Raw genomic sequence first — 22,107 nt, 5'->3', positions numbered from 1 at the left:
TTCCCGCTTGTCCACCGTTTCGTCGCAAAATTGAGAAATTAGGAGGTTGAAAAATCATCCCTTTTCTCCCTCCGTTTCCTGTTTCGCCGCCTGATCCAGCTGATAAAGGAACGCAAACAACTCCGCCACAACCGCATACAGCACTTCCGGAATCGTGTTATCGATTTCCACTTTGCTGAGAAGTTCAACGAGCGACGGATCCTTTCGAATCGGCACGCCATGCTGTTGGGCGGCAGCGATGATCGCTTCCGCCGCCGTTCCCGCTCCCTTCGCTTTCACGACAGGCGCTTCGTGAACCGCCGCGTCATAGGACAGGGCGACCGCTTTTTTCCGCTCCTCGCTCATACGCGCCAATCCACCTCGCTGCTGCTGCCGGCAAACGGCAGCACGGAAGGGGCCGGGGGACTAGCTTCGGCCGCTTTCACATCAATGCCCGACAGCAGATAACCGTGCGCCTGAAGACGCTCTTTCACCAGCGGGGCAAAGCGATGAACGAGCTCCGGCAGCCTCGGATCATCGTGAAAAAGGGAAATGTGGACGATCCGCCGCTGCACACGCATATCGATCAAAATCCCGCCCAGTTGTTCGAGCGTGACGCTGCAAACGATGCGGCTATAATCGGGATCAAGCGCCCCTCCATCCTTCCGCCGCCCTTGCCAATAAACCGAAAAATCGTGGTTGCGCCCGCCCAGCGGCAAAGGAAAAGAAATCCAAATGTGCCCGACAGGCCCATCGCTTCCGGCGATGACGGCCATTCCGTCAAGGCGGTCAAGAAACGCTTCCGCCGCGGCTTCTGCCTCTTTGCTTCCCGCTCCGCCGAGCAGATGAAGAAGCAGCCGTCTCAACGAAGGAGCCATCGGCGGCGCGCCTCTTGTTTTCAACGCTTCGGCGAGCATCGCCTCATCCTCAAGCCCGAGGCGGCCAGCGATCCGCCTCAACCAATGAAACAGCGACAGCGCCGGGTCGCCGGCCGTGAGGACAGACGTCCACAGCTTCGCTTCCGCCTCTGACAGCGCACCGCTTTTGCAGGCGGCATCGACAGCGGCAAAGCGCGCGAAAAACGCTTCCTCGTCCGTCAGGCCGAGCAGCTTCCCGACTTCAGCAAACTGCCGCTGCTGCATGGCGTTCTGAATGGCGGCCATCCGTCCTGCCGGTAGCGGAACAAGCCCGAGGCGGAAAAGAAGCGCATGAGCCGGCCCCTCCGCTCCTTCTTCCGCTGTCAACAACAGGCGCACCGCTGCCTCATAGGCGAACAGCGGCGGCGAAAGAAGACGGTCAGCCGCCTGCTTGAACACCGGCGCCATCGGGCCTGAAGAACGTTCAGTGAACACCGCTTTTAGCCTTTCAAGCTGCACTGCGAGCGGCTCTCCGGTCCGCGCCGCCCACAGTGCGCGAAATACGGCGGGAGACGGCGGGAGGCGGCGATGGAACAAATAAGCAAGCACCTCCTCCGCGTCGGCCGGCCGGCCGGTTTTTCGCACCGCTGCAGCCAGTTCCGCCGCTTCTTCTTTCGTTACGGCCGCGCCTGCCTTCAGCGCTTGGCGAAGCACCGGGAGCGCGGCCTCGGGCAGCTTCCACGCCTGCTGCCATCGGTGGACGACATCTTCACGGGGAACCGCCTGCTCCGGTTCGGAAAGCGCGACCGCTTTCCAGTAAACGTTGCTGCCGCTTTCCTTGATTTCAAACAAGTACGTGCGCCCGGCGGCAAGCGGCGCCTCGAGGCGGGCGCGCACGAGGCGGCCGCCGGTGCGGACAAGCGCTGTCCGCTCCCCCGTCTCCGCCTCTTCCACCCGCTCGATTCGGCCGACAACCGCCTGCCCCGGCCGAAACTGTCCGCTTGACGCCGCATCACGGACGGCGGCTACAGGAACGGTTCGTTCCATCCGCTCCACCATTTTGCTTTCCCCCTTTCGTCCCGGCCCGCATCCCAGCCGTGGGGCCGGCTAATTTTCAACGCCCGCCGCTTCCTTTACCGGCGCGAACGAGCGGCGGTGCTCCGGCGTTATGCCGTAACGGCGGATCGCCTCGAGATGCTCCGGCGTCCCGTAACCCATATGGCGGGCAAACCCGTACTGCGGATAGCGGCGGTCGAGCTCTTTCATCAGCCGGTCGCGCGTCACTTTGGCCATAATGGAAGCCGCGGCGATCGAAGCGCTGTTGGCATCGCCTTTCATCAGACGCCGCTGCGGCAGCGCGCACGGCACCGCCATCGCATCAACGAGCAAGTAGTCAGGCGGCGGCGACAGCGCGCTGACCGCCTTTGCCATCGCCTGTTTCGTCGCCTCGTAAATATTCCGCTCATCAATTTCCGCCGCACTGACAATGCCGATGCCGACCGCAACCGCACACGCCTCGATTTGCGCAAACAACGCCTCGCGCTTGGCTGCTGTCAGCCGTTTCGAATCGTCAAGCCCTGGCAAGTAGGCGTCAGGCGGCAAAATGACCGCCGCCGCGACGACCGGGCCAGCAAGCGGCCCGCGCCCGGCCTCGTCAATGCCGGCGATTCGTTCGATGCCGGCGGCGTACAGTTCACGCTCATAGCGCATCAACTCCTCCCAACGCCGCCGCATCACTTTTTCCCGCTCTTTTTGTTTCACAAAACGGGCAAGCAGCGCCTGCACGCTTTTCCGTTCATCGCGCCGCAGCATCTCCCAGCGCGGGTCATCCTCGCCGCCAAGCTCCGGAAGCAGCGCTTCGATTTCTTTTACCGTGTACTCCTTCATGTTTCTCTCCCTTTTCTACTTAATACTATCGGCCATGTTCAGCCGGCTGTGAAGCAAAAAACGCCCGCCGGACGCCATTACGTCCAGGAAGCGGGCGTTTCAAAACTCAACCGTCCTAATTTTTCGGTGCGAATGTCGTATAAGACAATGTCAGCGACCTTGTCATAGTCAATGCCGCCGCCCGCTGTCAGGCAGCCGCGCCGCCGGCCGATGGCGTCAAATAAGGCGACGATGTCATCGGGGATGCTGTCAAGGCGGTAGCGCTCCGACAGCCGTTCCGGATAATGGACTGACAAAAAGCGGAGCGCATAGGCAGCGACGTCTTGCAAGTTCAAAATTTCATCTTTGATCGCTCCGGTGACCGCGAGCTTGAAGCCGACGTCTTCATCCTCGAACTTTGGCCATAAAATCCCTGGCGTATCAAGCAGCTCCATTTCTTTGCCGACTTTGATCCATTGCTGCGCTTTCGTCACCCCCGGCTTATCGCCGGTTTTGGCGATATGGCGGCCGGCGAGCCGGTTGATGAGCGTCGATTTGCCGACATTCGGGATGCCGACAATGAGCGCCCGCACGGGGCGTGGATTTTTAATGCCCTTCGCCCGCATTTTCTCAAATTTCTCTTTTACCATTTCTTTGGCAATGAAAGCGATTTGCCTGACCCCCGTCCCGCTTTGCGCATCGATGGCGATGGCTGTTCGGCCTTGGCCGCGGAAATAGCGGATCCATTGCTCAGTCACGGCCTCATCGGCCATATCCGCCTTATTGAGCAAAATGAGGCGCGGCTTTTGTCCGAGAATGTCATCGATCATCGGGTTGCGCGATGACATCGGCAAACGGGCGTCAAGCAGCTCAAACGCTACGTCGATCAACTTTAATTTTTCTTGCACTTCCCTCTTCGCTTTTGCCATATGGCCGGGAAACCATTGAATCACTGTCATTGGCATCACCTGCCTCGTTTATTTCACAATCCGGGCGTCAGAAAGCGGCCAATACACAAGATTCGCCTTGCCAACGACTTTTGACATCGGAATGAAGCCGATATGGCGGCTGTCTTTGCTGAATCGGCGATTGTCGCCCATGACGAACAAATGCCCTTCCGGCACCGTGCTCCGCCCGGTCAATTCCTCAAGTGTAAACGGCTCGGTCAGCGGCCCGTCGGCAACCTGCTTTTTACGTTCGTCCAAATACGGCTCTTTATACGGTTTGCCGTTTACGTACAAGGTATCATTTTTGTACTCGATCCGGTCGCCCGGCAAGCCGATCACCCGTTTAATATAGTCTCTCCCTTCCTCGGCATGAAACACAATAATATCGAAACGATGAGGCATGCCGATTTTGTAGGCCAACTTATTGACAATCATCCGCTCGTGATTATGTAACGTCGGCATCATCGAAATGCCGTCGACGATAATCGGGGCAAAAATAAAGTAGCGGATGCCCCCGGCCAACAGCACCGCAACAACAATGGCTTTCAGCCATTCGCGCCATTCGCTTTTTTTCTGTTCCATTGTCCACCCACCTAAATCAAAGTTTGCAGTCGTGGATCACTACCGTAATCATCATTGGCGGTAGTGAAAAAAGGAGCTTGAAAGCAAGCTCCTTTTCCGCTGTGATCCACCGTTGCCCGTTATTGGGCCGTTTTTTCTTTAATGCGCGCCGCTTTGCCGCGAAGTTCACGCAAGTAGTACAATTTCGCACGGCGAACTTTCCCGCGGCGGATGACTTCCAATTTTGCGATTTTCGGCGTATGCACCGGGAATGTGCGCTCAACGCCGACGCCATAGGACACTTTGCGGACGGTGAACGTTTCGCTGATGCCCGCTCCGCGCCGTTTGATGACGACACCTTCAAACACTTGGATGCGTTCGCGGTTGCCTTCCACAACTTTCACGTGGACGCGCACCGTGTCGCCCGGGCGGAAATCCGGCAAGTCGGTCCGCAATTGTTCTTTCGTGATCTCTTGGATTAAATGATGCATCATTTTCCACTCCTTCCACAGATGTTCATGCCAATGCGTTTGATCATTGCAGCGGAACATCGTTTTCCGTCCTTAAGCGGACTGCTTCAGTCACACAAAAGATATGATAGCATAAACGCCGGGCACAAGCAATAGTTATTCGCATTGAGAGCCGCTGTTTTCCGTTTCGCGTTCATGTTCCCACTCTTTCAGCCATTGCTTTTGTTTCTCGGTGAGCGGATAGCCGGCGAGCAAATCCGGGCGGCGCAAAAACGTGCGCCGGAGCGACTCCTTCTCGCGCCATTCAGCAATGAGCTGGTGGTTCCCGGAAAGCAAAATGTCCGGCACTTTCATGCCGCGAAAGTCGGCTGGCCTTGTGTATTGCGGATACTCCAGCAGGCCGGAACTGAACGAGTCGTCAACCGGCGACGCTTCGTTGCCGAGCACGCCGGGCAGCAGGCGGACGACGCTGTCGACGATGACCATGGCGCCGAGCTCCCCGCCTGTTAAAATGTAATCGCCGATCGAAATTTCATCGGTCGCCAAATATTGGCGGATGCGCTCATCATATCCTTCGTAATGGCCGCAAATAAGCACCAAATGCTCTTCTTGGGCGAGCTCTTCTGCCTTTTTTTGCGTGTAGCGCTCGCCTTGCGGGCAAAGCAAAATAATGCGCGCGCCAGGCGAGCCGGCTGTCACATGTTCCACCGCGTCGAAGATCGGCTGCGGCTTCAGCACCATGCCGGCGCCGCCACCGTACGGGTAATCATCAACCGTCTTATGCTTGTTGTCGGCAAATTCGCGGAAGTCAACAAGCCGGATGTCCACCGCCCCTTTTTCTTGCGCCTTCTTTAAAATCGACTCATTCAATACGCCGGAAAACATGTCGGGAAACAGCGTCAAAATATCGATCCGCATCATTCAAGCAGCCCTTCCATCGGTCGGATGATGATCGTTTTTTGCGCCGGATCGACGCGAAGAACGACTTCGTCGATGTACGGAATGAGCGCATCGGTGCCGTCGCCGCGCCGGACGACCCAGACGTCGTTCGCCCCCGGCGTTAAAATTTCCCTGACCGTGCCGATCGTTTCTCCTTCTTCCGTTACGACGGTACAGCCGATGATTTCATGGAAATAATACTCGCCTTCCGCGAGTTCACCGAGCTGGCTTTCCGGCACTTTCAGCATCGCTCCTTTAAACGGTTCGACATCGTTGATGCTGTCATAGCCTTCAAACGACAGCAAGTCGAACGATTTATGGACGCGATGGCTTTTCACCGTCACTTCGATCGGCTCGCTGTCGCGTTCGCGGAAAATGTACAGCTTGTTTCCTTTTTTGTATCGCTCTTCCGGAAAATCGGTGCGGGAAATGACGCGCACTTCGCCGCGAATGCCGTGCGTATTGACGATTTTGCCGACGTTAAACCATCGTTCCATTCTTTGCTCCCTCCTTAGCGAATCTCTTTCACGACGCCGTCTTCAACGATAATGGCGCGCGTTTTCGTCACCTCTTCCCAGCGGTCGCCGACGTTCACCTCAATGAGCGCCTCGACTTCCCGCTCTTTCAATTCACTTCCTAACGGTAGCATATGTAACTGTTCAAGCTGAAACTCAAGCAGCTTGATTTTCTCCATCCGGTCGTCGATTTCTTTGGCAAAATATTGCTTTACAAGACTAGCCGGGTATTTCCCGCTTTTCTCCATCCGCTTTTGCTCGAAGCGAAGCTGGCCGCACTCGCGCTCCAACTGCTGCTTGCGCGCCGCAAATGCCGCCGCAAGCTCTTGTTTGCTCCGCTCGGTGACAACTTGCCGCACTTCGACCGTTTGAATGAGCTTCATCCCCATCCCCCTTTACGGCGATATCAAAAAAGGGAGAGGAACATCCTCACCCTTTTTCTTTCACGTGCACAATCACCCGCTTGGGCGATCCAGCGGCGGCGGCATAGACGACCGTGCGGATCGCATGGATCGTCCGTCCTTGTTTGCCGATCACTTTGCCGATATCGTCATCGTGCATCGACAGTTCATAGATGACGGCCGTCTCTTCCTCACGGGTTTCGACCGCCACCGCCTCCGGATGATCGACAAGCGCCTTGACGATCGTTTCAATGAGCGGTTTCATGTGCATCCCGCTTATTTGCCGTATTTCAAGTTATGGAACTTCTCTAAAATGCCTTGTTTCGACAGCAAGCTGCGCACCGTGTCGGACGGTTTGGCACCGTTTTGCAGCCATTTGAGCGCCAGCTCTTCATCGATTTTGATTTCGGCTGGCTCCGCAACCGGATTGTATGTGCCGATCGTTTCAATGAAGCGGCCGTCGCGCGGCGAGCGGGAATCCGCCACAACAATGCGGTAAAACGGTTTTTTCTTTGCGCCCATGCGTTTTAAACGAATTTTTACTGCCATAGTTTGTACGCACCTCCGTATAGTGTTCACACAAGATAGTATATTAACAATTCTTTTTCCGTTTGTAAAGGTTTTTCGCTTAACAGAACATCATTTACATAAATGGGAAGCGAAATCCTTTTTTCTTCCCTTTGGGCATATTCGTCATCATTTTCATCATTTTTTTCATGTCATCAAATTGCTTGAGCAGCCGGTTGACGTCTTGCACGGTCGTGCCGCTCCCTTTGGCGATCCGCCTTTTGCGGCTAGCGTTGATGATTTCCGGATGCATTTTCTCCTCTTTCGTCATCGAGCGGATGATCGCTTCGACGCGGGCGATTTGCTTTTCATCGACTTGAATGTTGGAAAGCCCTTTGATTTTATTGGCTCCCGGCAGCATTTTAATCAGTTCGTCAAGCGGTCCGAGCTTGCGCACTTGGCCGAGCTGCTCCAAAAAGTCGTCAAGCGTGAAGGTGGCCGTGCGCATTTTTTGTTCGAGCTCTTTCGCCTTCTCCTCATCAACGGCGGCCTGCGCTTTTTCAATGAGCGTCAAGACATCGCCCATCCCTAAAATGCGGGACGCCATCCGCTCTGGATGAAACGGCTCGAGCGCATCCAGTTTTTCGCCCATCCCGGCGAACTTGATCGGCGCTCCCGTCACGGCGCGAATCGACAGCGCCGCCCCGCCGCGCGTGTCGCCATCGAGCTTCGTCAAAATAACGCCGGTGATGCCGAGCTGTTCATGGAAGCTTTGCGCGACATTGACGGCGTCTTGACCGGTCATGGCGTCGACAACGAGGAAAATTTCGTCCGGCTTGACCGCCTCTTTCATTTGCTTCAGTTCATCCATGAGCGCCTCATCAATGTGAAGGCGGCCGGCCGTGTCGATCAGCACATAGTCGTAATGCTCTTCTTTCGCCCGCTCGAGCGCCTGTTTCGCGATCTCGACTGGATTGGCGTCCTCGCCGAGCGAAAAGACAGGAACGTTCAGCTGTTTGCCGAGCGTCTCCAGCTGCTTGATCGCCGCCGGGCGGTAGACGTCAGCAGCGACCAGCAGCGGCTTCCGGTTATGGCGCTTGCGCAGCAAGTTGGCGAGCTTCCCGGTCGTTGTCGTCTTCCCAGCCCCTTGCAGGCCAACCATCATGACGACCGTCGGCGGCTTTTTGGCGACCGCGATTTTGCTCTGTTCGCCGCCCATTAACGCCGTCAGCTCCTCTTTGACCACTTTAATCACCTGCTGGCCCGGCGTCAAGCTTTTCATCACTTCCTGCCCGACGGCCCGTTCGCTCACCCGTTTGATGAAATCTTTGACGACTTTAAAGTTGACGTCAGCCTCGAGCAAAGCGAGACGCACTTCGCGCATCATCTCTTTGACATCCGCTTCGGTGACTTTCCCTTTGCCGCGGATGCGGTTCATCACCTGCTGCAAACGTTCGGACAATCCTTCAAACGCCATGGCGGCCACCCCCTTTTTTTAATCAAGTTCATCCAGCTCGCGGACAAGCGCCGCCAATTCGGCGTCAGCGCCGTAATGCCGGCTGATGTAGTCTTTCAGCCGCTCGATGGCCTGCCGCCGCTGTTCATATTTTTGCAGCAGCCCGAGCTTCTCTTCATACTGCTCAAGCATCGCTTCTGTGCGCCGGATGTTATCGTACACCGCCTGGCGGCTCACCTCATATTGTTCAGCAATTTCCCCGAGGGAGTAGTCGTCCAAGTAGTACAGCGCCATGTAATTGCGCTGTTTCGGCGTCAACAGCGCGTGATAAAAATCATACAAATAGTTCATGCGCATCGTTTTTTCGAGCACCGAACGCTCCCTCCCCCGTTGTTAAGTAAATTCCCTTTACAAGTGAGTGTACTTTGTTTTCCGGCTCTTGTCAAGATGAGGACGATTTTTCCCCCCATAAAAGCAAGGCTGGGGCGCGGTTGGCCGCCAGCCTGGCGGGAAAACACGGATGCAGGCCGCGCCGATGCCGTACGAGCCGCTAAACGGCATGCAACTGGCCAACTAGCCGTTATTGTTCATCGAACAAACCGGCAAACAGTCCGTATACATATTTTTCTGCATCAAACGGCTGCAAATCGTCCATCTTTTCGCCGAGGCCGACGAATTTCACCGGGATGGCCAGCTCGTTGCGAATGGCGAGCACGATGCCGCCTTTTGCCGTTCCGTCGAGCTTTGTCAACACGATGCCGGTCACATCGGTCGCTTCTTTAAACAGCTTCGCCTGACTCATCGCATTTTGCCCGGTCGTCGCATCAAGCACAAGCAGCACTTCATGCGGAGCGCCCGGGATTTCGCGGCTGATGACGCGCTTCACTTTTTCAAGCTCTTTCATTAAGTTCACTTTGTTTTGCAGCCGCCCGGCTGTGTCACACAACAACACGTCAACGCTGCGTGCTTTTGCCGCCTGAATGGCGTCGTACATAACGGCCGCCGGGTCGGAGCCGGCCGCCTGCTTAATGACATCGACCCCAACGCGTTCGCCCCATACTTCCAACTGCTCAATCGCTCCGGCGCGGAACGTGTCGCCTGCGGCCAAGAGCACCGATTTCCCTTCCGATTTCAGCTTATGCGCCAGTTTTCCGATCGTCGTCGTCTTGCCAACGCCGTTGACGCCGACGAACAATATGACCGTCAGCCCTCCTTCTTGCATATTCAAGGCGGAAAGCTCGTTGTCATCGGCGCCGGCGCGGTAAATGTCAATCAGTTTTTCCGCGATCACGTCGCGCATTTGCGCCGAATCTTGAATGTTGCGGCGCTTCACTTCCATTTTCAGCTCATCGACCAGTTCCATGACGGTCGCCACGCCGACGTCAGCGGCGATTAAAATTTCCTCCAGCTCTTCGAAAAATTCCTCATCGACTTTCCGGTAGCGGGCGATCAAGTCGTTCACTTTCCCGGCGAGTGAATCGCGCGTTTTCGACAGCCCTTCCTTAAACTTTTCCGTGACGGCATCCGCCTGTTTTGTCCACTTTTCTTTCAACTTTTGAAAAAAGCCCATCGAGGCTCCTCCTTTCTATGACGACACGAGTTGCTTGGAGTCTTCCAAACGGACGGAAACGAGCTTCGAGACGCCCGATTCTTGCATCGTGACGCCATACAGCACGTCCGCCTCTTCCATCGTCCCTTTCCGGTGGGTGATGACGATAAATTGCGTATCGCGGCTGAACCGCTTCAAATATTGGGCGTAGCGCTGCACGTTCGCTTCATCAAGCGCCGCCTCGACTTCATCGAGGACGCAAAACGGCACTGGGCGCACTTTTAAAATCGAGAACAAAAGGGCGATCGCCGTCAACGCCCGCTCACCGCCTGAAAGCAGGCTTAAGTGCTGCAGCTTTTTCCCCGGCGGCTGGGCGACGATCTCCACCCCGGTTTCAAGCAAGTCGTTCGGGTCAGTCAGGCGCAAATCGGCGCGCCCGCCGCCGAACAGCTCGCGGAACACCTCGCCGAAATGAGCGCGGATTTGTTCGAACGTTGAAAAAAACCGTTTTTTCATTTCCTCGTCCATTTCGTCGATCACTTGATGGAGCGTCGCTTTCGCCTCTTCCAAATCGGCTTTTTGCTCGCTCAAAAAACGGTGCCGTTCGGAAACGCGCTCATATTCATCGATCGCTCCTAAATTGACGGTGCCGAGCTCATCGATGGCGCGCTTGATCAGCTTCACTCGCTTGCGCGCCTCTTCGGCCCCGATTTCAAGCGGATAGGCCAAACGGGCCGCCTCAAACGACATTCCATACTCTTCGCCAAGCCGGGTGAGCAAGTTATCAAGCTCAACGTCCAGCCGGTTCAACTTCACTTCTTCGTCTTTGACCACATCGACAAGCTGTTTATGCTGGCGCTTCGCTTCTTTCCATTCCCGCTCCAAATGCTCAAGCCGCCCTTGGCAGTCAAGCCGCTGTTCGCGGCGGCTGGCGATGAGTTCAATCGTTTTTTGCTTGTCTTCTAGCTTTTGCTGCCGCTGTTGCTCCAGTTTGTCCTCGTTCCAGGACGGCGCGTTCATTTCGGCGGCAAGGGCGGCGCGCTCCCGTTCGGCTGCTTCGAGCTCGCGGGCCGTTTCAGCCAATTCCGTTTCAAGCTCCTCCACTGTCCGCCGCGCGTGTTTCACCCGTTCTTTCGTCTCGGCCAAAGCGACTTTTTGTTCTGTGATCGCGGCTTGCAGCGCTTCTTTTGTCGTTTGCTCCGTCTGTTTTTGCGCCTGCAGCCGGCTGATGTCGTCGTCAATCGCTTGCAGCTTTCCGGCAAGCTGCTCAAGCTGTCTGTCAACGGCGACGAGACGGCGGTTGAGTTCCGCCGCTTCACGCTCATCGTTCGCTTTTTCTTCATCGTACAGCGCGAGCCGCTCGTCGATCCGCTTTTTTTGCCAGTCGAGTTCACGTTGTTCGTCTTTTTGCGCCTGCAACGACTGCTGCAGCGCCGCCATCTTCTCTTGCAGCGCAGCCGCCTCCCGTTCCCGCTCCGCCCGCTCTCGCTCTTTCCCTGCGATATCGCGCTCGAGCCGGGCGATCGTTTCATCCATTTCACGCAATTTGGCAGCCATCGCCTCGAGCTCGCGGGCTCGGCCCAACAGCGAAGCCGTCTTTTTCGCCGCCCCGCCGCCGGTCATCGCGCCGCCCGGACTGACGACATCGCCGTCAAGGGTGACGAGCCGATAGCGGTACTGAAGGAGTTTGGCGAGTTCATTGGCTCCTTTTAAGTCCGCCGTGACGATGACGTGGCCAAGCAAATGGGCGATCGCCGCCTGGTGGGCGCGATCGTACTCGACCAGCTCGCTTGCGATGCCGACAAACGCCGGATGGCCGCTGATCATCGCCCGCTCCCGCTCCGACAGGGCGCGCGCTTGAATGACGTCAAGCGGCAAAAACGTCGCCCGCCCATGGCCGTTCGTTTTCAAATAGTGGATGGCTTGCCGCGCCGCCGCTTCGCTGTCGACGACGATGTGCTGCATCGCGCCGCCGAGCGCCGTTTCGAGCGCCGTTTCGTAGCGGTCCGGCACGCGGATCAGCTCAACGATTGCACCATGAATACCGGGAAGCCGGTCGCGCGCTTTTAATACTTCCTTCACCCCTTGGAAAAAGCCGGCATAATCGTGTTGCATCTCTTCCAGCCATTGCTTGCGCGCTTTTGTTTGCTGCCGGTATTGACGCGCCTGCTGCAAAAGCGACTCATTCCGTTCGAGCTCCGCCTTTTGTGCCGCAAGTGCGGCCGTCATATGAGCCAGCTTCCCGCTCGTCTCAGCGATGGCTTGTTCAAGGCGGGACTGCTCAGCACGCGAAGCCGCCAGTTTTCGTTCTATCTGCTCGCGTTCAGCAAGATGGTGGCGGTTCGCTTCGTCGAGCGCCGCCCGCTTGGCCTGCAGCTTGCCGATCGCCTGCTCCACATGCGTGCGCTCGTTTTTCAACGCCGCTTGTTCGTGGACAAGGTCGATATAATCGCCCTTTCGCCGCTCGATCTCCTCCTCAAGATCAACCTCATACTCGGAAAGCGACATTTGTTTCTCTTTCAGCTCTTTCTCCAGCGCCGCGGCAGCGCCCTCAAGCCGGGCGAGCTCAGCCCGCTCTGCACGGAGCCGTTCGGCCAGACGGCGCTGTTTCGCCGTTAAAGCGGCGGCAGTCTCCTCAAGCTGCTCTTTCCGCTTTTCTGCATTTTTTTTCCTCTCTTTTAACACTTCCTTCCGGCCTTCGAGTTTTTCAAGCTCCTCGCTTGCCAACAGCAGCACTTGCTGCAGGCCGTCGATCGACTCGTCAATGGCCGCCATTTGGTCGCGCAGCTGTTCGATATGAGCTTCCATTTTGTGCAACGCCGCCGCCAGCGCTCCTTCCTCTTGCTGGTGCCGATCAAGCGCTTCCTTCAGTCCGCTCCATTGCCGGTGCAGCTCCTCGATGTCGTGCACCATAAGCGCCACTTCAAACCGCTCGAGCTCCTCGCGTTTTTCCAAATACTCTTTGGCGATTGACGCCTGCATCCGAAGCGGTTCAAGCTGCTGTTCGAGCTCATGCAAAATGTCGTTGACGCGATGCAAGTTGTCTTGTGTTTCCGCAAGTTTTGTTTCCGCCTTTTTTTTGCGCAGCTTGTATTTCAAGACACCGGCCGCTTCTTCAAAAATCGTACGCCGCTCTTCCGGCTTGCTGCTTAAAATTTCTTCGACCCGGCCTTGGCCGATGATCGAAAACGCCTCCTTGCCAAGCCCGGAGTCCAGAAACAAATCGACAATATCTTTTAAGCGGCACGGCTGGCGGTTGATGAAAAACTCGCTTTCCCCGGAGCGGTAAACGCGCCGGGTGATGCTCACCTCTTGATACTCAAGCGGCAAAAAGCCATCTTCGTTGTCGAGCGTGATCGTCACTTCGGCGACATTCAGCGGCTTGCGCGAGTCGCTGCCGGCGAAAATGACGTCTTCCATTTTTGCCCCGCGCAGCGATTTCGCCGACTGCTCGCCGAGCACCCAGCGGATCGCGTCGGTAATGTTGCTTTTGCCGCTTCCGTTCGGGCCGACAACCGCCGTGACACCGGGGACAAAATCAATCGATACGCGGTCGGCGAATGATTTGAAGCCGATCACATCTAACCGTTTCAGGAACATGATACGATGCTTCACCATCTTTCCGCTTTGATCTCGGCCCGCCGGAGCGGACCGGGACAGGCTGCTGTTTTCAATATACCACCACAGTGCGTCGAGAAAAAATGTTCATACAAAAAGACTGACGTAAAAGCGCCAGCCTTTCTATGGCCGCTCGGCAGCCCGCAGCGTCTCAAGCGCCATTTGTGCCGCATGCTGCTCGGCTTCCTTTTTGGAGCGGCCGACACCGATGCCGAGCTCTTGGCCGTTTAACGCCACGCGGGCGACGAACTCTTTGTTGTGGGCCGGTCCTTTTTCTTCCAAAATGGTGTATTCAAGCGTCCCGCTGCCGTCGCGCTGCACGAGTTCCTGCAGCTGGCTTTTAAAATCCATCACATGAGAAAAAGCACCTTCATCTATTTTTGGAAAGATCGTTTGCCCTAAAAAATGGAGGACCGCCTCCATTCCTTGATCCAAATAAAGGGCGCCGATAAACGCTTCAAACACGTCAGCCAAAAGCGCCGGGCGCGTCCGTCCGCCGGTCAGCTCCTCGCCTTTGCCAAGCAAAACGAGTTCGCCAAACGACAGGGAGTTGGCAAATTTCACAAGCGACGGCTCGCAGACAATGGCCGCCCGCAGCTTTGTCAACTGCCCTTCGCTCATATGTGGGAATTTTTGAAACAAATATTGGGAAACGGTCAGCTCCAGCACGGCGTCGCCCAAAAACTCGAGCCGTTCATTATCCTCGTGAAGCCGCCGCCGATGCTCATTCACATACGATGAATGGGTGAACGCTTGCATCAACAGCTTTTCATTTTGGAAGGTGATCCCGATTTTCCTTTGCAGTTCTTGAAACTTCGCCCGCCTTTTTTCGTGGATGCGTTCTTTGTCTTTTTGTTTTGACATAAAAATGCCCTCCGACTTCGTTCCAGACAAAACTGGCCGTATACTATCCTTTATTATATCCGTTCACCATCCCGCTACGCGAGTGGCAAAGGCGCCTTTTTTCCGCGGCTAGGTCCCGTGTGCCTCTTAAAAAGCAGAGAAAGCCCCGTTCGGAGCAACGGGACTTTGCAAAAAAGCGGGATTACAGATGGCTTTTTATGTAGTTCACAGCATCTCCGACTGTGACAATTTTTTCCGCTTCTTCGTCGGAAATTTCCATGTTGAATTCGTCTTCGAGCTCCATGACCAATTCGACGATGTCGAGCGAGTCAGCACCCAAATCGTCTTTGAACTTCGCCTCGAGCGTCACTTGCGATTCGTCAACCCCGAGCCGGTCGACGATGATTTTCGTGACACGTTCCAATACGTCTGCCATTCTGTTCACCTCCCTTCATGATTATAGTCGATTCTCAGGGAAAATACTAGCCGCCTTTTGTTACGGCATGACCATGCCGCCATCAACGTGAAGCGTCTGGCCGGTCATGTAGCCGGCGGCGTCGGACGCGAGAAACGCCACAACGCGGGCGACGTCATCCGGCTCGCCGAAACGGGCGAGCGGAATTTGTTTTAACATTTCCCCCTTCAATTCCTCGCTGAGTGCTTCGGTCATATCGGTTGTAATGAATCCCGGTGCGACGGCGTTGACGGTGATGTTCCGGCTGGCGAGTTCGCGCGCGGCCGTCTTCGTCAATCCGATGACGCCGGCTTTGGCCGCCACGTAGTTCGCCTGCCCAGGGTTGCCGATGACCCCGACGACGGAGGCGATGTTGATGATCCGGCCGCCGCGCTGCTTCATCATCGGCCGTGTCACAGCCTTCGTACAAAGAAATACCCCTTTTAAGTTCGTATTAATCACCGCATCCCATTCTTCTTCTTTCATCCGCATGAGCAAATTGTCGCGCGTAATGCCGGCGTTGTTCACCAAAATGTCGAGGCGGCCGAACTGGTCGAGCGCTGTTTTCACCAAGCGCTCCACCTCCTCCGCCCGGGCGACGTCCGCCTGGACGGCGATCGCTTCGCGGCCGAGCGAGCGGATCATCTCAACGACTTCATTCGCTTTTGCCTCGCTGCCGGCATAGTTGACAACGACGTTCGCCCCTTGACGGGCGAGCTCCAAGGCAACCGCCCGGCCGATGCCGCGCGACGCCCCGGTAACGAGGGCGATTTTTCCTTCAAGCATTGTTTTGTTATTCTCCTTTCAGCGCCGCAATGGTCGTTTCCAAGGAAGCGAGATCGTTTACCGCATAAACACGGGCGTTGCGGTCGATTTTTTTCACGAGACCGGACAACACTTTCCCCGGTCCGATTTCGACAAACGTGTCGACCCCAAGCGCCAACAGCGTGCGCACCGACTGTTCCCAGCGCACCGGCGAATAGAGCTGTTCAATAAGAAGACGGGCAATGTCCTCTTTCTTCGTCACCGGCTCAGCCGTTACGTTGGCGATGACGGGAACAGCAGCATCTTCAATGGCCAGGCTGTCAAGAACAGCCTGCAGTTTTTCCGCCGCCGGCTTCATGAGCGACGAATGGAACGGTCCGCTCACTTCCAGCGAAATGACGCGTTTCGCGCCGCGCTCTTTCGCCAACTGCCCCGCCTTTTCCACTCCCGCTTTCGAACCGGAGATGACGATTTGCCCCGGGCAGTTGAAATTGGCCGGCTCAACCGGATGGCCTTGGGCGGCAATTTCGTTCGTCACCGCTTCGAGCGCCTCTGCCTCCATCCCTAATACGGCAGCCATCGTCCCTTCGCCGGCCGGCACCGCTTCATCCATCAGCTCGCCGCGGCGGCGCACCGCATAGACAGCGTCGGCAAACGACATGGCGCCGGCGGCCACGAGCGCCGTGTATTCACCCAAACTATGGCCGGCGACGTAATCGGCCTTCAAGCCTTCTCCGTCTACGAGCTGAAGCAAGGCGATGCTAGCGGTCAAAAGCGCCGGCTGGGCGTTGTACGTCAGCGTCAGCTCAGCTTGCGGCCCGTTGAACATGAGCGAAGAAAGCGGAAATCCGAGCCGCTCGTCAGCCGCCTCAATCACCGCACGGGCGCGGGCGTCGCGGTCGGCGGCGTCCTTGGCCATGCCGACCGTTTGCGACCCTTGTCCCGGAAATAAAAAGGCGATTTTACCCATTTTGCTTCCTCCTTTATCCATTATGTCCGCTCGAGCTCCGCTTTGATCGTGCCAATGACATCATGGGCCACTATCTCGCGCGCTTGGCGGACGGCATGGAAAATAGCGTTCGCATCGGATGAGCCGTGCGCTTTAATGACCGGAGCGTTCAAGCCGAACAACGCCGCCCCGCCGTATTCGGAGTAGTCCATCATCTTTTTCAGTCCGGCGAGCTTCGGCTTGAGGACAGCGGCGGCGAGTTTTGCGACCGCGCCGCTTGTCAGCGTCTGCTTGAGCAACGAAAAAAGCGCCATCGCCGTTCCCTCGATCGTTTTTAAGGCGACATTGCCGGCAAACCCATCAGCGACAACGACATCGGCCACGCCATTGAGCAAATCGCGCGCCTCCACATTGCCAATGAAATGAAGGTTCGTTTCTTTCAGCAAGGAGAACGCCCGCTTCACGGTTTCATTCCCTTTTTGATCTTCGGTGCCGACGTTGAGCAGGCCGATGCGCGGCTTGGCGATGCCCCGCACTTGTTGGGCATACACGTGCCCCATAATCGCATATTGCTGCAAATGCTCCGGGCGGGCGTCGACATTGGCGCCGACATCCAAAAAGACAAACCCCCGCCCGTCTAGCGTAGGCAATGTCGGCGCGAGCGCTGGCCGGTCGATGCCGGCAATCCGCCCAACGACAAACAGCCCAGCCGCCATCAACGCACCAGTATTGCCGGCCGATATGCACGCGTCAGCGCGTCCTTCTTTCACTTCTTCCGCCATGCGCACCAACGACGAGTTTTTTTTGCGCCGCACAGCCCGCACCGGCTCATCGGTCGCTTCAATCACCTCATCGGCATGGAGGATCGACAGGCGCCCTCCGTCCGGCACATGCGGACGGATTTTCGCTTCGTCGCCGATAAGCGTAATATGAATGTCGGGAAAATGCGCGGCGGCTCGAGCCGCCCCAAGGACGATTTCGCGTGGAGCATGGTCGCCTCCCATGGCATCAATCGCGATGTTCATTGCTGTCGCCATCCTTTTTCTCTATGTTTGAACGATACATCTCGAACGTTCCGGAAAACACGAGCTCTTGGCCGACGTAGCTGTTTACGTCGACAATCGTGCGCCCGTTCGCCGTTTTGCCGGTCACCTTCGCCTTCGCCACCACCCGTTCGCCTTCCTTGACTTGACGAACAAAGCGGATCGTCGCTTTCGCCGTCAGCGCCAATTCGTCATGGATTACGGCAACGGCGAGCGAATTCGCCTGGGCGAACAAATGATGGCCGCGGGCGATGCGGGTGCGCCGGAACACATGATCTTCTTTCACATCGAAAATGGAAATGGCGCTCTCATCCGGCTCAATGTCGATAATATCGCCGATCACTTCCTCAAGCGGCAGCGCCCGCACTTTATCCGCGAACGACTGGCGGGCGACATGTTTAATGCGCTCGCGCAGCTCCGGAATCGACAGTTCAAGCCGGTCGAGGCGGATCGTCTGCACGCTGACTGAGAACTTTTCTGCCAGCTCTTCGTCGGTAATAAACGGATTTTCCCGGATCGTCTCCTGCAGCAGCCGTTGCCGTTCGCGTTTGCTTTTTCTCATCGATTCGTTACACCGTCCGGTTTTATGACTAGGTACTAAAAGTAATATATAATATCAAAAAACGGAATGCAAGCAGAAAAAGTGAAAAGCGGTCACATTTTGCCGCCTGCCTATTAATCTAGCTTTTCTCCATCGAGCACGCCGGACGCCTCAAGTTCGGCGCGCAGCCCCGCGTACGCTTCATCACTCCAAAACGCCGTCGTCGACACGAGTTTGGCGGCATCGCGGCGCGCGACTTCCAAGATGCGGTAATCATGCACCGGATCGCCAAATTGAAACTCCGGAAGCCCGCTTTGTTTCGTGCCGAAAAAATCGCCTGGACCACGCAGCTCCAAATCCTTTTCCGCCAGCACAAACCCGTCCGTCGTCTCCGTCATGATGCGCATCCGTTCTTTGCCGACTTCCGATTTCGGGTCGGCAATTAAAATGCAGTATGACTGGGCGTCCCCCCGCCCGACCCGGCCGCGCAGCTGATGAAGCTGGGCAAGTCCAAACCGTTCGGCGTCATAGATGACCATCACGGTGGCGTTCGGCACATTCACCCCGACTTCCACGACCGTTGTCGAAACGAGCACATGAATGCGGTTTTCACTGAACGCTCGCATCACCGCTTCTTTTTCATCGGCCGACAGCCGGCCGTGCATGAGGCCGATCTCATATTTCCCGCGGTAGTAGTGGACGAGCTGACTATGAACATCAATGGCATTTTGCACATCCAATTTTTCCGACTCTTCAATAAGCGGACAAATGACGTACGCCTGATGCCCCCGACGAAGCTCTTTTTCGATAAAATCGAGCACACGCGCGAATTGATGATGCTTGACCCAATACGTTTCCACTTTCTTCCGCCCGGCCGGCATTTCGTCGAGCACTGATACGTCCATATCGCCGAACGCCGTGATCGCCAGCGTGCGCGGAATCGGCGTCGCCGTCATCATCAGCACGTCCGGGGCATGCCCCTTTTCGCGCAAAATGCGACGCTGCTCGACGCCAAACCGGTGCTGCTCATCAGTAATGGCGAGGCCGAGCCGGCGAAACTGTACACCTTCTTGAATCAACGCATGCGTCCCAATGACGATGTCGATCGCCCCTTCCTCCAATTCCGCAAGCAGCTCTTTGCGCCTCTTCCCTTTCACGGAGCTTGTCAACAGCGCCAGCGTGACATCTGTGCCGGCAAACAGGTCGGCGAGCGAGCGGGCATGCTGCTCAGCCAAAATTTCCGTCGGCACCATCAGCGCTCCTTGAAAGCCGGACAATACCGCCGCATACAGCGCCACGGCGGCCACGACCGTCTTGCCGGAGCCGACATCGCCTTGCAAAAGACGGTTCATTTGCCTTGGCGCCCGCATATCGGCCAAAATCTCCTTGATGACGCGCCGCTGGGCGTTCGTTAATGAAAACGGCAAAGCGGAAAGAAACGCCGCCAGCCGCTCTTCGGAAAACGAATGGGCGACGCCGTGCTGCCCGTCGCGCACAATTCGCCGAAACGCCTGCATTTTCAGCTGGTACAGCAAAAACTCTTCATAGACGAGCCGGCGTCGCGCCTGGTGCAACTCTTCACGCGAGCGCGGAAAATGAAGGGCGCGAACCGCCTCCTGCTTGTCGACAAGACGGTAGGCGCGGCGCAAAGCGGGCGGCAGCGGATCGGGAATGTGCGCGCCAAACTGGGCGAACGCCGCCTTCATGAGCCGGCGCATCGTTTTGACCGTCAGCGGGCTGCGCACCGAATAGACCGGTTCAATGCCGGCCGTCTCCGGGGCGGCCCCGAAACGAAGCTCATAGGCGTTGATCGCCTGCCGGTGCCGGTCCCATTTGCCGATTACGGTCACCGTTTCATTGAAGGCGAGTTTTTCTTTCAAATACGGGCGGTTGAAGCAGACAACCGTGATTAAATAGCGGCCGGAAAGCAGGCGAAAGGAAAGGCGCGACTTTTTTTTTCCGTAATACGTTACAAGCGGGGCGCTGTGCACCTTCCCTTCCACTGTCACTTTTTCTTCATGGCGGGCGGCGGCTAGATCTTTTTGTTCGTAATCGTCATACCGGTACGGCGCATACATGAGCAGGTCGCCGACGGTTGTGATGCCGATGTCGGCGAGCGCCGCCGCCGTTTCTTCACCGATGCCTTTGACCGCCGTCACCGGCTGTTGCATCGTTTCGTTCACTTCGATGCCGCAGAAGCGCCGAAAATGCGGGCCGCGATGGCGCGGCCGGTCGGCGTCGCGGCCAACCCCCCTTGCGCAGTTTCTTTCAGCGCCACCGGCATGGCCGCGCCGATGCGGTACATCGCCTCGATCACTTCATCACACGGAATGCGGCTTTTTACACCGGCCAGCGCCATATCAGCAGCGATCATGGCGTTGGCCGCCCCCATCGCATTCCGTTTGACGCACGGCACTTCGACCAAGCCAGCGACAGGATCACATACTAATCCTAGCATATTTTTTAAGGCGATCGCCATCGCTTCGGCTGCTTGAGCAGGCGTTCCGCCGGCCAGCTCAACGAGCGCCGCAGCCGCCATGCCGGCTGCCGAACCGACTTCGGCTTGACAGCCGCCGGCCGCCCCTGAGATGGAAGCATTGTTGGCAACGACATAGCCGAACGCCCCAGCGGTGAACAAAAATTCGACCATTTCTTTTCTCGTCGGATTCAACCGCTCTTTCACGGCAAACAGCGTCCCGGGGACAACGCCGGCTGAGCCCGCTGTCGGCGTCGCACAAATGACGCCCATGGCCGCGTTCACTTCATTTGTCGCCATGGCTTTGCTGACGGCATCCAAAATCGTTTCCCCGGACAAAAAGCGGCCCTGCTCGATATAGCGCTGCACCCGCACCGCATCGCCGCCTGTCAGCCCCGAGCGGGAAACGACTCCTTGCAGCCCTCTTTCAACAGCCCGCTCCATCACTTCGAGGTGGCGCTCCATTTGCGCCATAATCTCCTCCCGGCTGCGCCCGCTCACTCCGACTTCTTGGCGGATCATCACCTCAGCGATTTTGATTTGCTCTTTTTCCGCCAATGCAACAAGCTCGGCAACATTGCGAAACATTCTCTTTTCCCCATCCTTCCTGTCCGTCATCATGGCTGTCTTCGCAAAACATGGAACCGTTTTCGATTTAATCAACGAGTTTGGTTACTTGAATAATGTTAGGCAGCTGCTCCAACTCTTGCAAAAGCTCGTCGGTCAACGGTTGATCGACTTCGATCGTCATCAGCGCTTCCTTCCCTTTTTCCTTGCGCGATACTTCCATATGGCCGATATTAATGGCATGCTTCGCCAGCGCGCTGGCCACCGCCCCGATCGTCCCGTAACGGTCGTTATGCATGATTAATAGCGCTGGGTGATGGCCCGACAACTTTAACTCGAACCCGTTTAACTCGATGATTTCAATTTTCCCTCCGCCAATGGACACGCCGACAAGCTCAAGCTCCCCTTTTCCGTCGCCAATGCGCACACGCGCCGTGTTCGGGTGATGCGGAATCGCCTCTTCGGCGGAAAACGAGACGTCCATTCCCGCAGCCTGAGCGATCGCCAGAGCGTCCGGGATGCGCTCATCAAACGTATCAAATCCAAGCAGCCCGGCGACGATGGCCACATCGGTCCCATGCCCCCGGTACGTTTCGGCAAACGAGCCGTAAAACGAGATGTGCGCCCATTCAGGCTGTCTTCCAAACAGCTTGCGCGCGACGAGGCCGATGCGCGCCGCCCCGGCGGTATGCGAGCTTGACGGTCCGACCATCACCGGGCCGATGATGTCAAAGACGCTTTTATATTTCATCGGTGCCTTTCCTCCGTTCGTATAAAAAATAGAAGGGAATGCTCCCTTCTATT

Annotated in this window: 24 protein-coding genes; all 24 read right to left on the bottom strand. The window is 56.7% G+C overall.

Annotation, left to right across the window (positions count from 1 at the left end):
- Window positions 1–54 precede the first annotated feature (54 nt).
- Window positions 55–345 carry an EscU/YscU/HrcU family type III secretion system export apparatus switch protein gene (locus tag NSQ51_RS05815; protein WP_033016017.1) on the bottom strand — a complete coding sequence of 97 codons (291 nt, stop codon included), beginning with the start codon at window positions 343–345 and terminating at the stop codon, window positions 55–57.
- Window positions 342–1,895: a cytosolic protein gene (locus tag NSQ51_RS05810; protein WP_049624364.1), complete on the bottom strand. Its 1,554-nt coding sequence runs from the start codon at window positions 1,893–1,895 to the stop codon at window positions 342–344. Before NSQ51_RS05810 ends, NSQ51_RS05815 begins: the two co-directional genes overlap by 4 nt.
- A 48-nt stretch (window positions 1,896–1,943) precedes the next feature.
- On the bottom strand, window positions 1,944–2,723 hold the full coding sequence (locus NSQ51_RS05805; protein ID WP_049624363.1) for a ribonuclease HII: 780 nt from the start codon (window positions 2,721–2,723) through the stop codon (window positions 1,944–1,946).
- Between the two features lie 77 nt (window positions 2,724–2,800).
- The gene (ylqF, locus tag NSQ51_RS05800; RefSeq protein WP_033011146.1) at window positions 2,801–3,667 is read right to left on the bottom strand and encodes a ribosome biogenesis GTPase YlqF; all 867 of its coding nucleotides are present in this window, start codon (window positions 3,665–3,667) and stop codon (window positions 2,801–2,803) included.
- A 12-nt stretch (window positions 3,668–3,679) separates the two neighbouring features.
- A complete protein-coding gene (gene lepB, locus NSQ51_RS05795) occupies window positions 3,680–4,231 on the bottom strand; it encodes a signal peptidase I (RefSeq protein WP_033016029.1) in 552 nt (183 codons plus the stop codon).
- Between the two features lie 119 nt (window positions 4,232–4,350).
- Window positions 4,351–4,701, bottom strand: coding sequence for a 50S ribosomal protein L19 (gene rplS, locus NSQ51_RS05790; protein WP_014195437.1), 351 nt, complete (start codon window positions 4,699–4,701; stop codon window positions 4,351–4,353).
- Window positions 4,702–4,836: 135 nt separating this feature from the next.
- A complete protein-coding gene (gene trmD, locus NSQ51_RS05785) occupies window positions 4,837–5,598 on the bottom strand; it encodes a tRNA (guanosine(37)-N1)-methyltransferase TrmD (RefSeq protein WP_162839645.1) in 762 nt (253 codons plus the stop codon).
- On the bottom strand, window positions 5,598–6,116 hold the full coding sequence (gene rimM, locus NSQ51_RS05780; protein WP_033011151.1) for a ribosome maturation factor RimM: 519 nt from the start codon (window positions 6,114–6,116) through the stop codon (window positions 5,598–5,600). Before rimM ends, trmD begins: the two co-directional genes overlap by 1 nt.
- 14 nt (window positions 6,117–6,130) lie before the next feature.
- Window positions 6,131–6,517 carry a YlqD family protein gene (locus NSQ51_RS05775; RefSeq protein WP_033011152.1) on the bottom strand — a complete coding sequence of 129 codons (387 nt, stop codon included), beginning with the start codon at window positions 6,515–6,517 and terminating at the stop codon, window positions 6,131–6,133.
- A 46-nt stretch (window positions 6,518–6,563) separates the two neighbouring features.
- Window positions 6,564–6,800 (bottom strand): KH domain-containing protein, encoded by a 237-nt coding sequence (locus NSQ51_RS05770; RefSeq protein WP_033016030.1) that lies wholly within the window; start codon window positions 6,798–6,800, stop codon window positions 6,564–6,566.
- 11 nt (window positions 6,801–6,811) lie between these two features.
- Window positions 6,812–7,084, bottom strand: coding sequence for a 30S ribosomal protein S16 (gene rpsP, locus NSQ51_RS05765; RefSeq protein ID WP_033011154.1), 273 nt, complete (start codon window positions 7,082–7,084; stop codon window positions 6,812–6,814).
- Window positions 7,085–7,178: 94 nt separating this feature from the next.
- Complete coding sequence (gene ffh / locus NSQ51_RS05760; RefSeq protein WP_033011155.1) at window positions 7,179–8,519, bottom strand: signal recognition particle protein; 1,341 nt, start codon at window positions 8,517–8,519, stop codon at window positions 7,179–7,181.
- Between the two features lie 18 nt (window positions 8,520–8,537).
- Window positions 8,538–8,870, bottom strand: coding sequence for a putative DNA-binding protein (locus tag NSQ51_RS05755; protein WP_033011156.1), 333 nt, complete (start codon window positions 8,868–8,870; stop codon window positions 8,538–8,540).
- Between the two features lie 208 nt (window positions 8,871–9,078).
- Window positions 9,079–10,068, bottom strand: a complete 990-nt coding sequence (gene ftsY, locus NSQ51_RS05750) for a signal recognition particle-docking protein FtsY (RefSeq protein ID WP_033011157.1) — start codon at window positions 10,066–10,068, stop codon at window positions 9,079–9,081.
- 15 nt (window positions 10,069–10,083) lie between these two features.
- Window positions 10,084–13,647, bottom strand: a complete 3,564-nt coding sequence (gene smc / locus NSQ51_RS05745) for a chromosome segregation protein SMC (RefSeq protein ID WP_049624362.1) — start codon at window positions 13,645–13,647, stop codon at window positions 10,084–10,086.
- A gap of 141 nt (window positions 13,648–13,788) precedes the next feature.
- Entirely contained in the window at window positions 13,789–14,529 is a 741-nt protein-coding gene (rnc, locus tag NSQ51_RS05740) for a ribonuclease III (RefSeq protein ID WP_033016039.1), read from the bottom strand.
- A gap of 181 nt (window positions 14,530–14,710) precedes the next feature.
- Complete coding sequence (gene acpP / locus NSQ51_RS05735) at window positions 14,711–14,944, bottom strand: acyl carrier protein (RefSeq protein WP_033016040.1); 234 nt, start codon at window positions 14,942–14,944, stop codon at window positions 14,711–14,713.
- Window positions 14,945–15,004: 60 nt separating this feature from the next.
- A complete protein-coding gene (gene fabG / locus NSQ51_RS05730) occupies window positions 15,005–15,748 on the bottom strand; it encodes a 3-oxoacyl-[acyl-carrier-protein] reductase (protein WP_033011164.1) in 744 nt (247 codons plus the stop codon).
- Window positions 15,749–15,755: 7 nt separating this feature from the next.
- A complete protein-coding gene (gene fabD / locus NSQ51_RS05725) occupies window positions 15,756–16,697 on the bottom strand; it encodes an ACP S-malonyltransferase (RefSeq protein ID WP_033016045.1) in 942 nt (313 codons plus the stop codon).
- A gap of 20 nt (window positions 16,698–16,717) precedes the next feature.
- On the bottom strand, window positions 16,718–17,701 hold the full coding sequence (gene plsX, locus NSQ51_RS05720; RefSeq protein WP_049624361.1) for a phosphate acyltransferase PlsX: 984 nt from the start codon (window positions 17,699–17,701) through the stop codon (window positions 16,718–16,720).
- On the bottom strand, window positions 17,685–18,281 hold the full coding sequence (gene fapR, locus NSQ51_RS05715) for a transcription factor FapR (protein WP_033011168.1): 597 nt from the start codon (window positions 18,279–18,281) through the stop codon (window positions 17,685–17,687). The genes plsX and fapR overlap by 17 nt, the downstream gene beginning before the upstream one ends.
- A 113-nt stretch (window positions 18,282–18,394) precedes the next feature.
- The gene (gene recG, locus NSQ51_RS05710; RefSeq protein WP_033016052.1) at window positions 18,395–20,443 is read right to left on the bottom strand and encodes an ATP-dependent DNA helicase RecG; all 2,049 of its coding nucleotides are present in this window, start codon (window positions 20,441–20,443) and stop codon (window positions 18,395–18,397) included.
- Window positions 20,440–21,324, bottom strand: a complete 885-nt coding sequence (gene sdaAA / locus NSQ51_RS05705) for an L-serine ammonia-lyase, iron-sulfur-dependent, subunit alpha (protein WP_033016053.1) — start codon at window positions 21,322–21,324, stop codon at window positions 20,440–20,442. Before sdaAA ends, recG begins: the two co-directional genes overlap by 4 nt.
- Before the next feature lie 67 nt (window positions 21,325–21,391).
- On the bottom strand, window positions 21,392–22,054 hold the full coding sequence (gene sdaAB, locus NSQ51_RS05700) for an L-serine ammonia-lyase, iron-sulfur-dependent subunit beta (RefSeq protein ID WP_033011174.1): 663 nt from the start codon (window positions 22,052–22,054) through the stop codon (window positions 21,392–21,394).
- Window positions 22,055–22,107 lie beyond the last annotated feature (53 nt).

Origin of the sequence: Geobacillus sp. FSL K6-0789 (genome assembly GCF_038593135.1) — a bacterium.
In the GTDB taxonomy this organism is placed as follows: domain Bacteria; phylum Bacillota; class Bacilli; order Bacillales; family Anoxybacillaceae; genus Geobacillus; species Geobacillus stearothermophilus.
This window is presented reverse-complemented; position numbering and strand designations above follow the sequence as displayed.

Coding starts and splice junctions, on each gene's coding strand:
- ylqF (WP_033011146.1), bottom strand. CDS start 3,667: ATGCCAATGACAGTGATTCAATGGTTTCCCGGCCATATGGCAAAAGCG.
- lepB (WP_033016029.1), bottom strand. CDS start 4,231: ATGGAACAGAAAAAAAGCGAATGGCGCGAATGGCTGAAAGCCATTGTT.
- ftsY (WP_033011157.1), bottom strand. CDS start 10,068: ATGGGCTTTTTTCAAAAGTTGAAAGAAAAGTGGACAAAACAGGCGGAT.
- rpsP (WP_033011154.1), bottom strand. CDS start 7,084: ATGGCAGTAAAAATTCGTTTAAAACGCATGGGCGCAAAGAAAAAACCG.
- ffh (WP_033011155.1), bottom strand. CDS start 8,519: ATGGCGTTTGAAGGATTGTCCGAACGTTTGCAGCAGGTGATGAACCGC.
- fabD (WP_033016045.1), bottom strand. CDS start 16,697: ATGGGTAAAATCGCCTTTTTATTTCCGGGACAAGGGTCGCAAACGGTC.
- rnc (WP_033016039.1), bottom strand. CDS start 14,529: ATGTCAAAACAAAAAGACAAAGAACGCATCCACGAAAAAAGGCGGGCG.
- trmD (WP_162839645.1), bottom strand. CDS start 5,598: ATGCGGATCGATATTTTGACGCTGTTTCCCGACATGTTTTCCGGCGTA.
- rimM (WP_033011151.1), bottom strand. CDS start 6,116: ATGGAACGATGGTTTAACGTCGGCAAAATCGTCAATACGCACGGCATT.
- NSQ51_RS05770 (WP_033016030.1), bottom strand. CDS start 6,800: ATGAAACCGCTCATTGAAACGATCGTCAAGGCGCTTGTCGATCATCCG.
- NSQ51_RS05810 (WP_049624364.1), bottom strand. CDS start 1,895: ATGGTGGAGCGGATGGAACGAACCGTTCCTGTAGCCGCCGTCCGTGAT.
- fabG (WP_033011164.1), bottom strand. CDS start 15,748: ATGCTTGAAGGAAAAATCGCCCTCGTTACCGGGGCGTCGCGCGGCATC.
- sdaAA (WP_033016053.1), bottom strand. CDS start 21,324: ATGTTTCGCAATGTTGCCGAGCTTGTTGCATTGGCGGAAAAAGAGCAA.
- plsX (WP_049624361.1), bottom strand. CDS start 17,701: ATGAACATCGCGATTGATGCCATGGGAGGCGACCATGCTCCACGCGAA.
- fapR (WP_033011168.1), bottom strand. CDS start 18,281: ATGAGAAAAAGCAAACGCGAACGGCAACGGCTGCTGCAGGAGACGATC.
- sdaAB (WP_033011174.1), bottom strand. CDS start 22,054: ATGAAATATAAAAGCGTCTTTGACATCATCGGCCCGGTGATGGTCGGA.
- NSQ51_RS05815 (WP_033016017.1), bottom strand. CDS start 345: ATGAGCGAGGAGCGGAAAAAAGCGGTCGCCCTGTCCTATGACGCGGCG.
- NSQ51_RS05775 (WP_033011152.1), bottom strand. CDS start 6,517: ATGAAGCTCATTCAAACGGTCGAAGTGCGGCAAGTTGTCACCGAGCGG.
- NSQ51_RS05805 (WP_049624363.1), bottom strand. CDS start 2,723: ATGAAGGAGTACACGGTAAAAGAAATCGAAGCGCTGCTTCCGGAGCTT.
- rplS (WP_014195437.1), bottom strand. CDS start 4,701: ATGCATCATTTAATCCAAGAGATCACGAAAGAACAATTGCGGACCGAC.
- acpP (WP_033016040.1), bottom strand. CDS start 14,944: ATGGCAGACGTATTGGAACGTGTCACGAAAATCATCGTCGACCGGCTC.
- smc (WP_049624362.1), bottom strand. CDS start 13,647: ATGTTCCTGAAACGGTTAGATGTGATCGGCTTCAAATCATTCGCCGAC.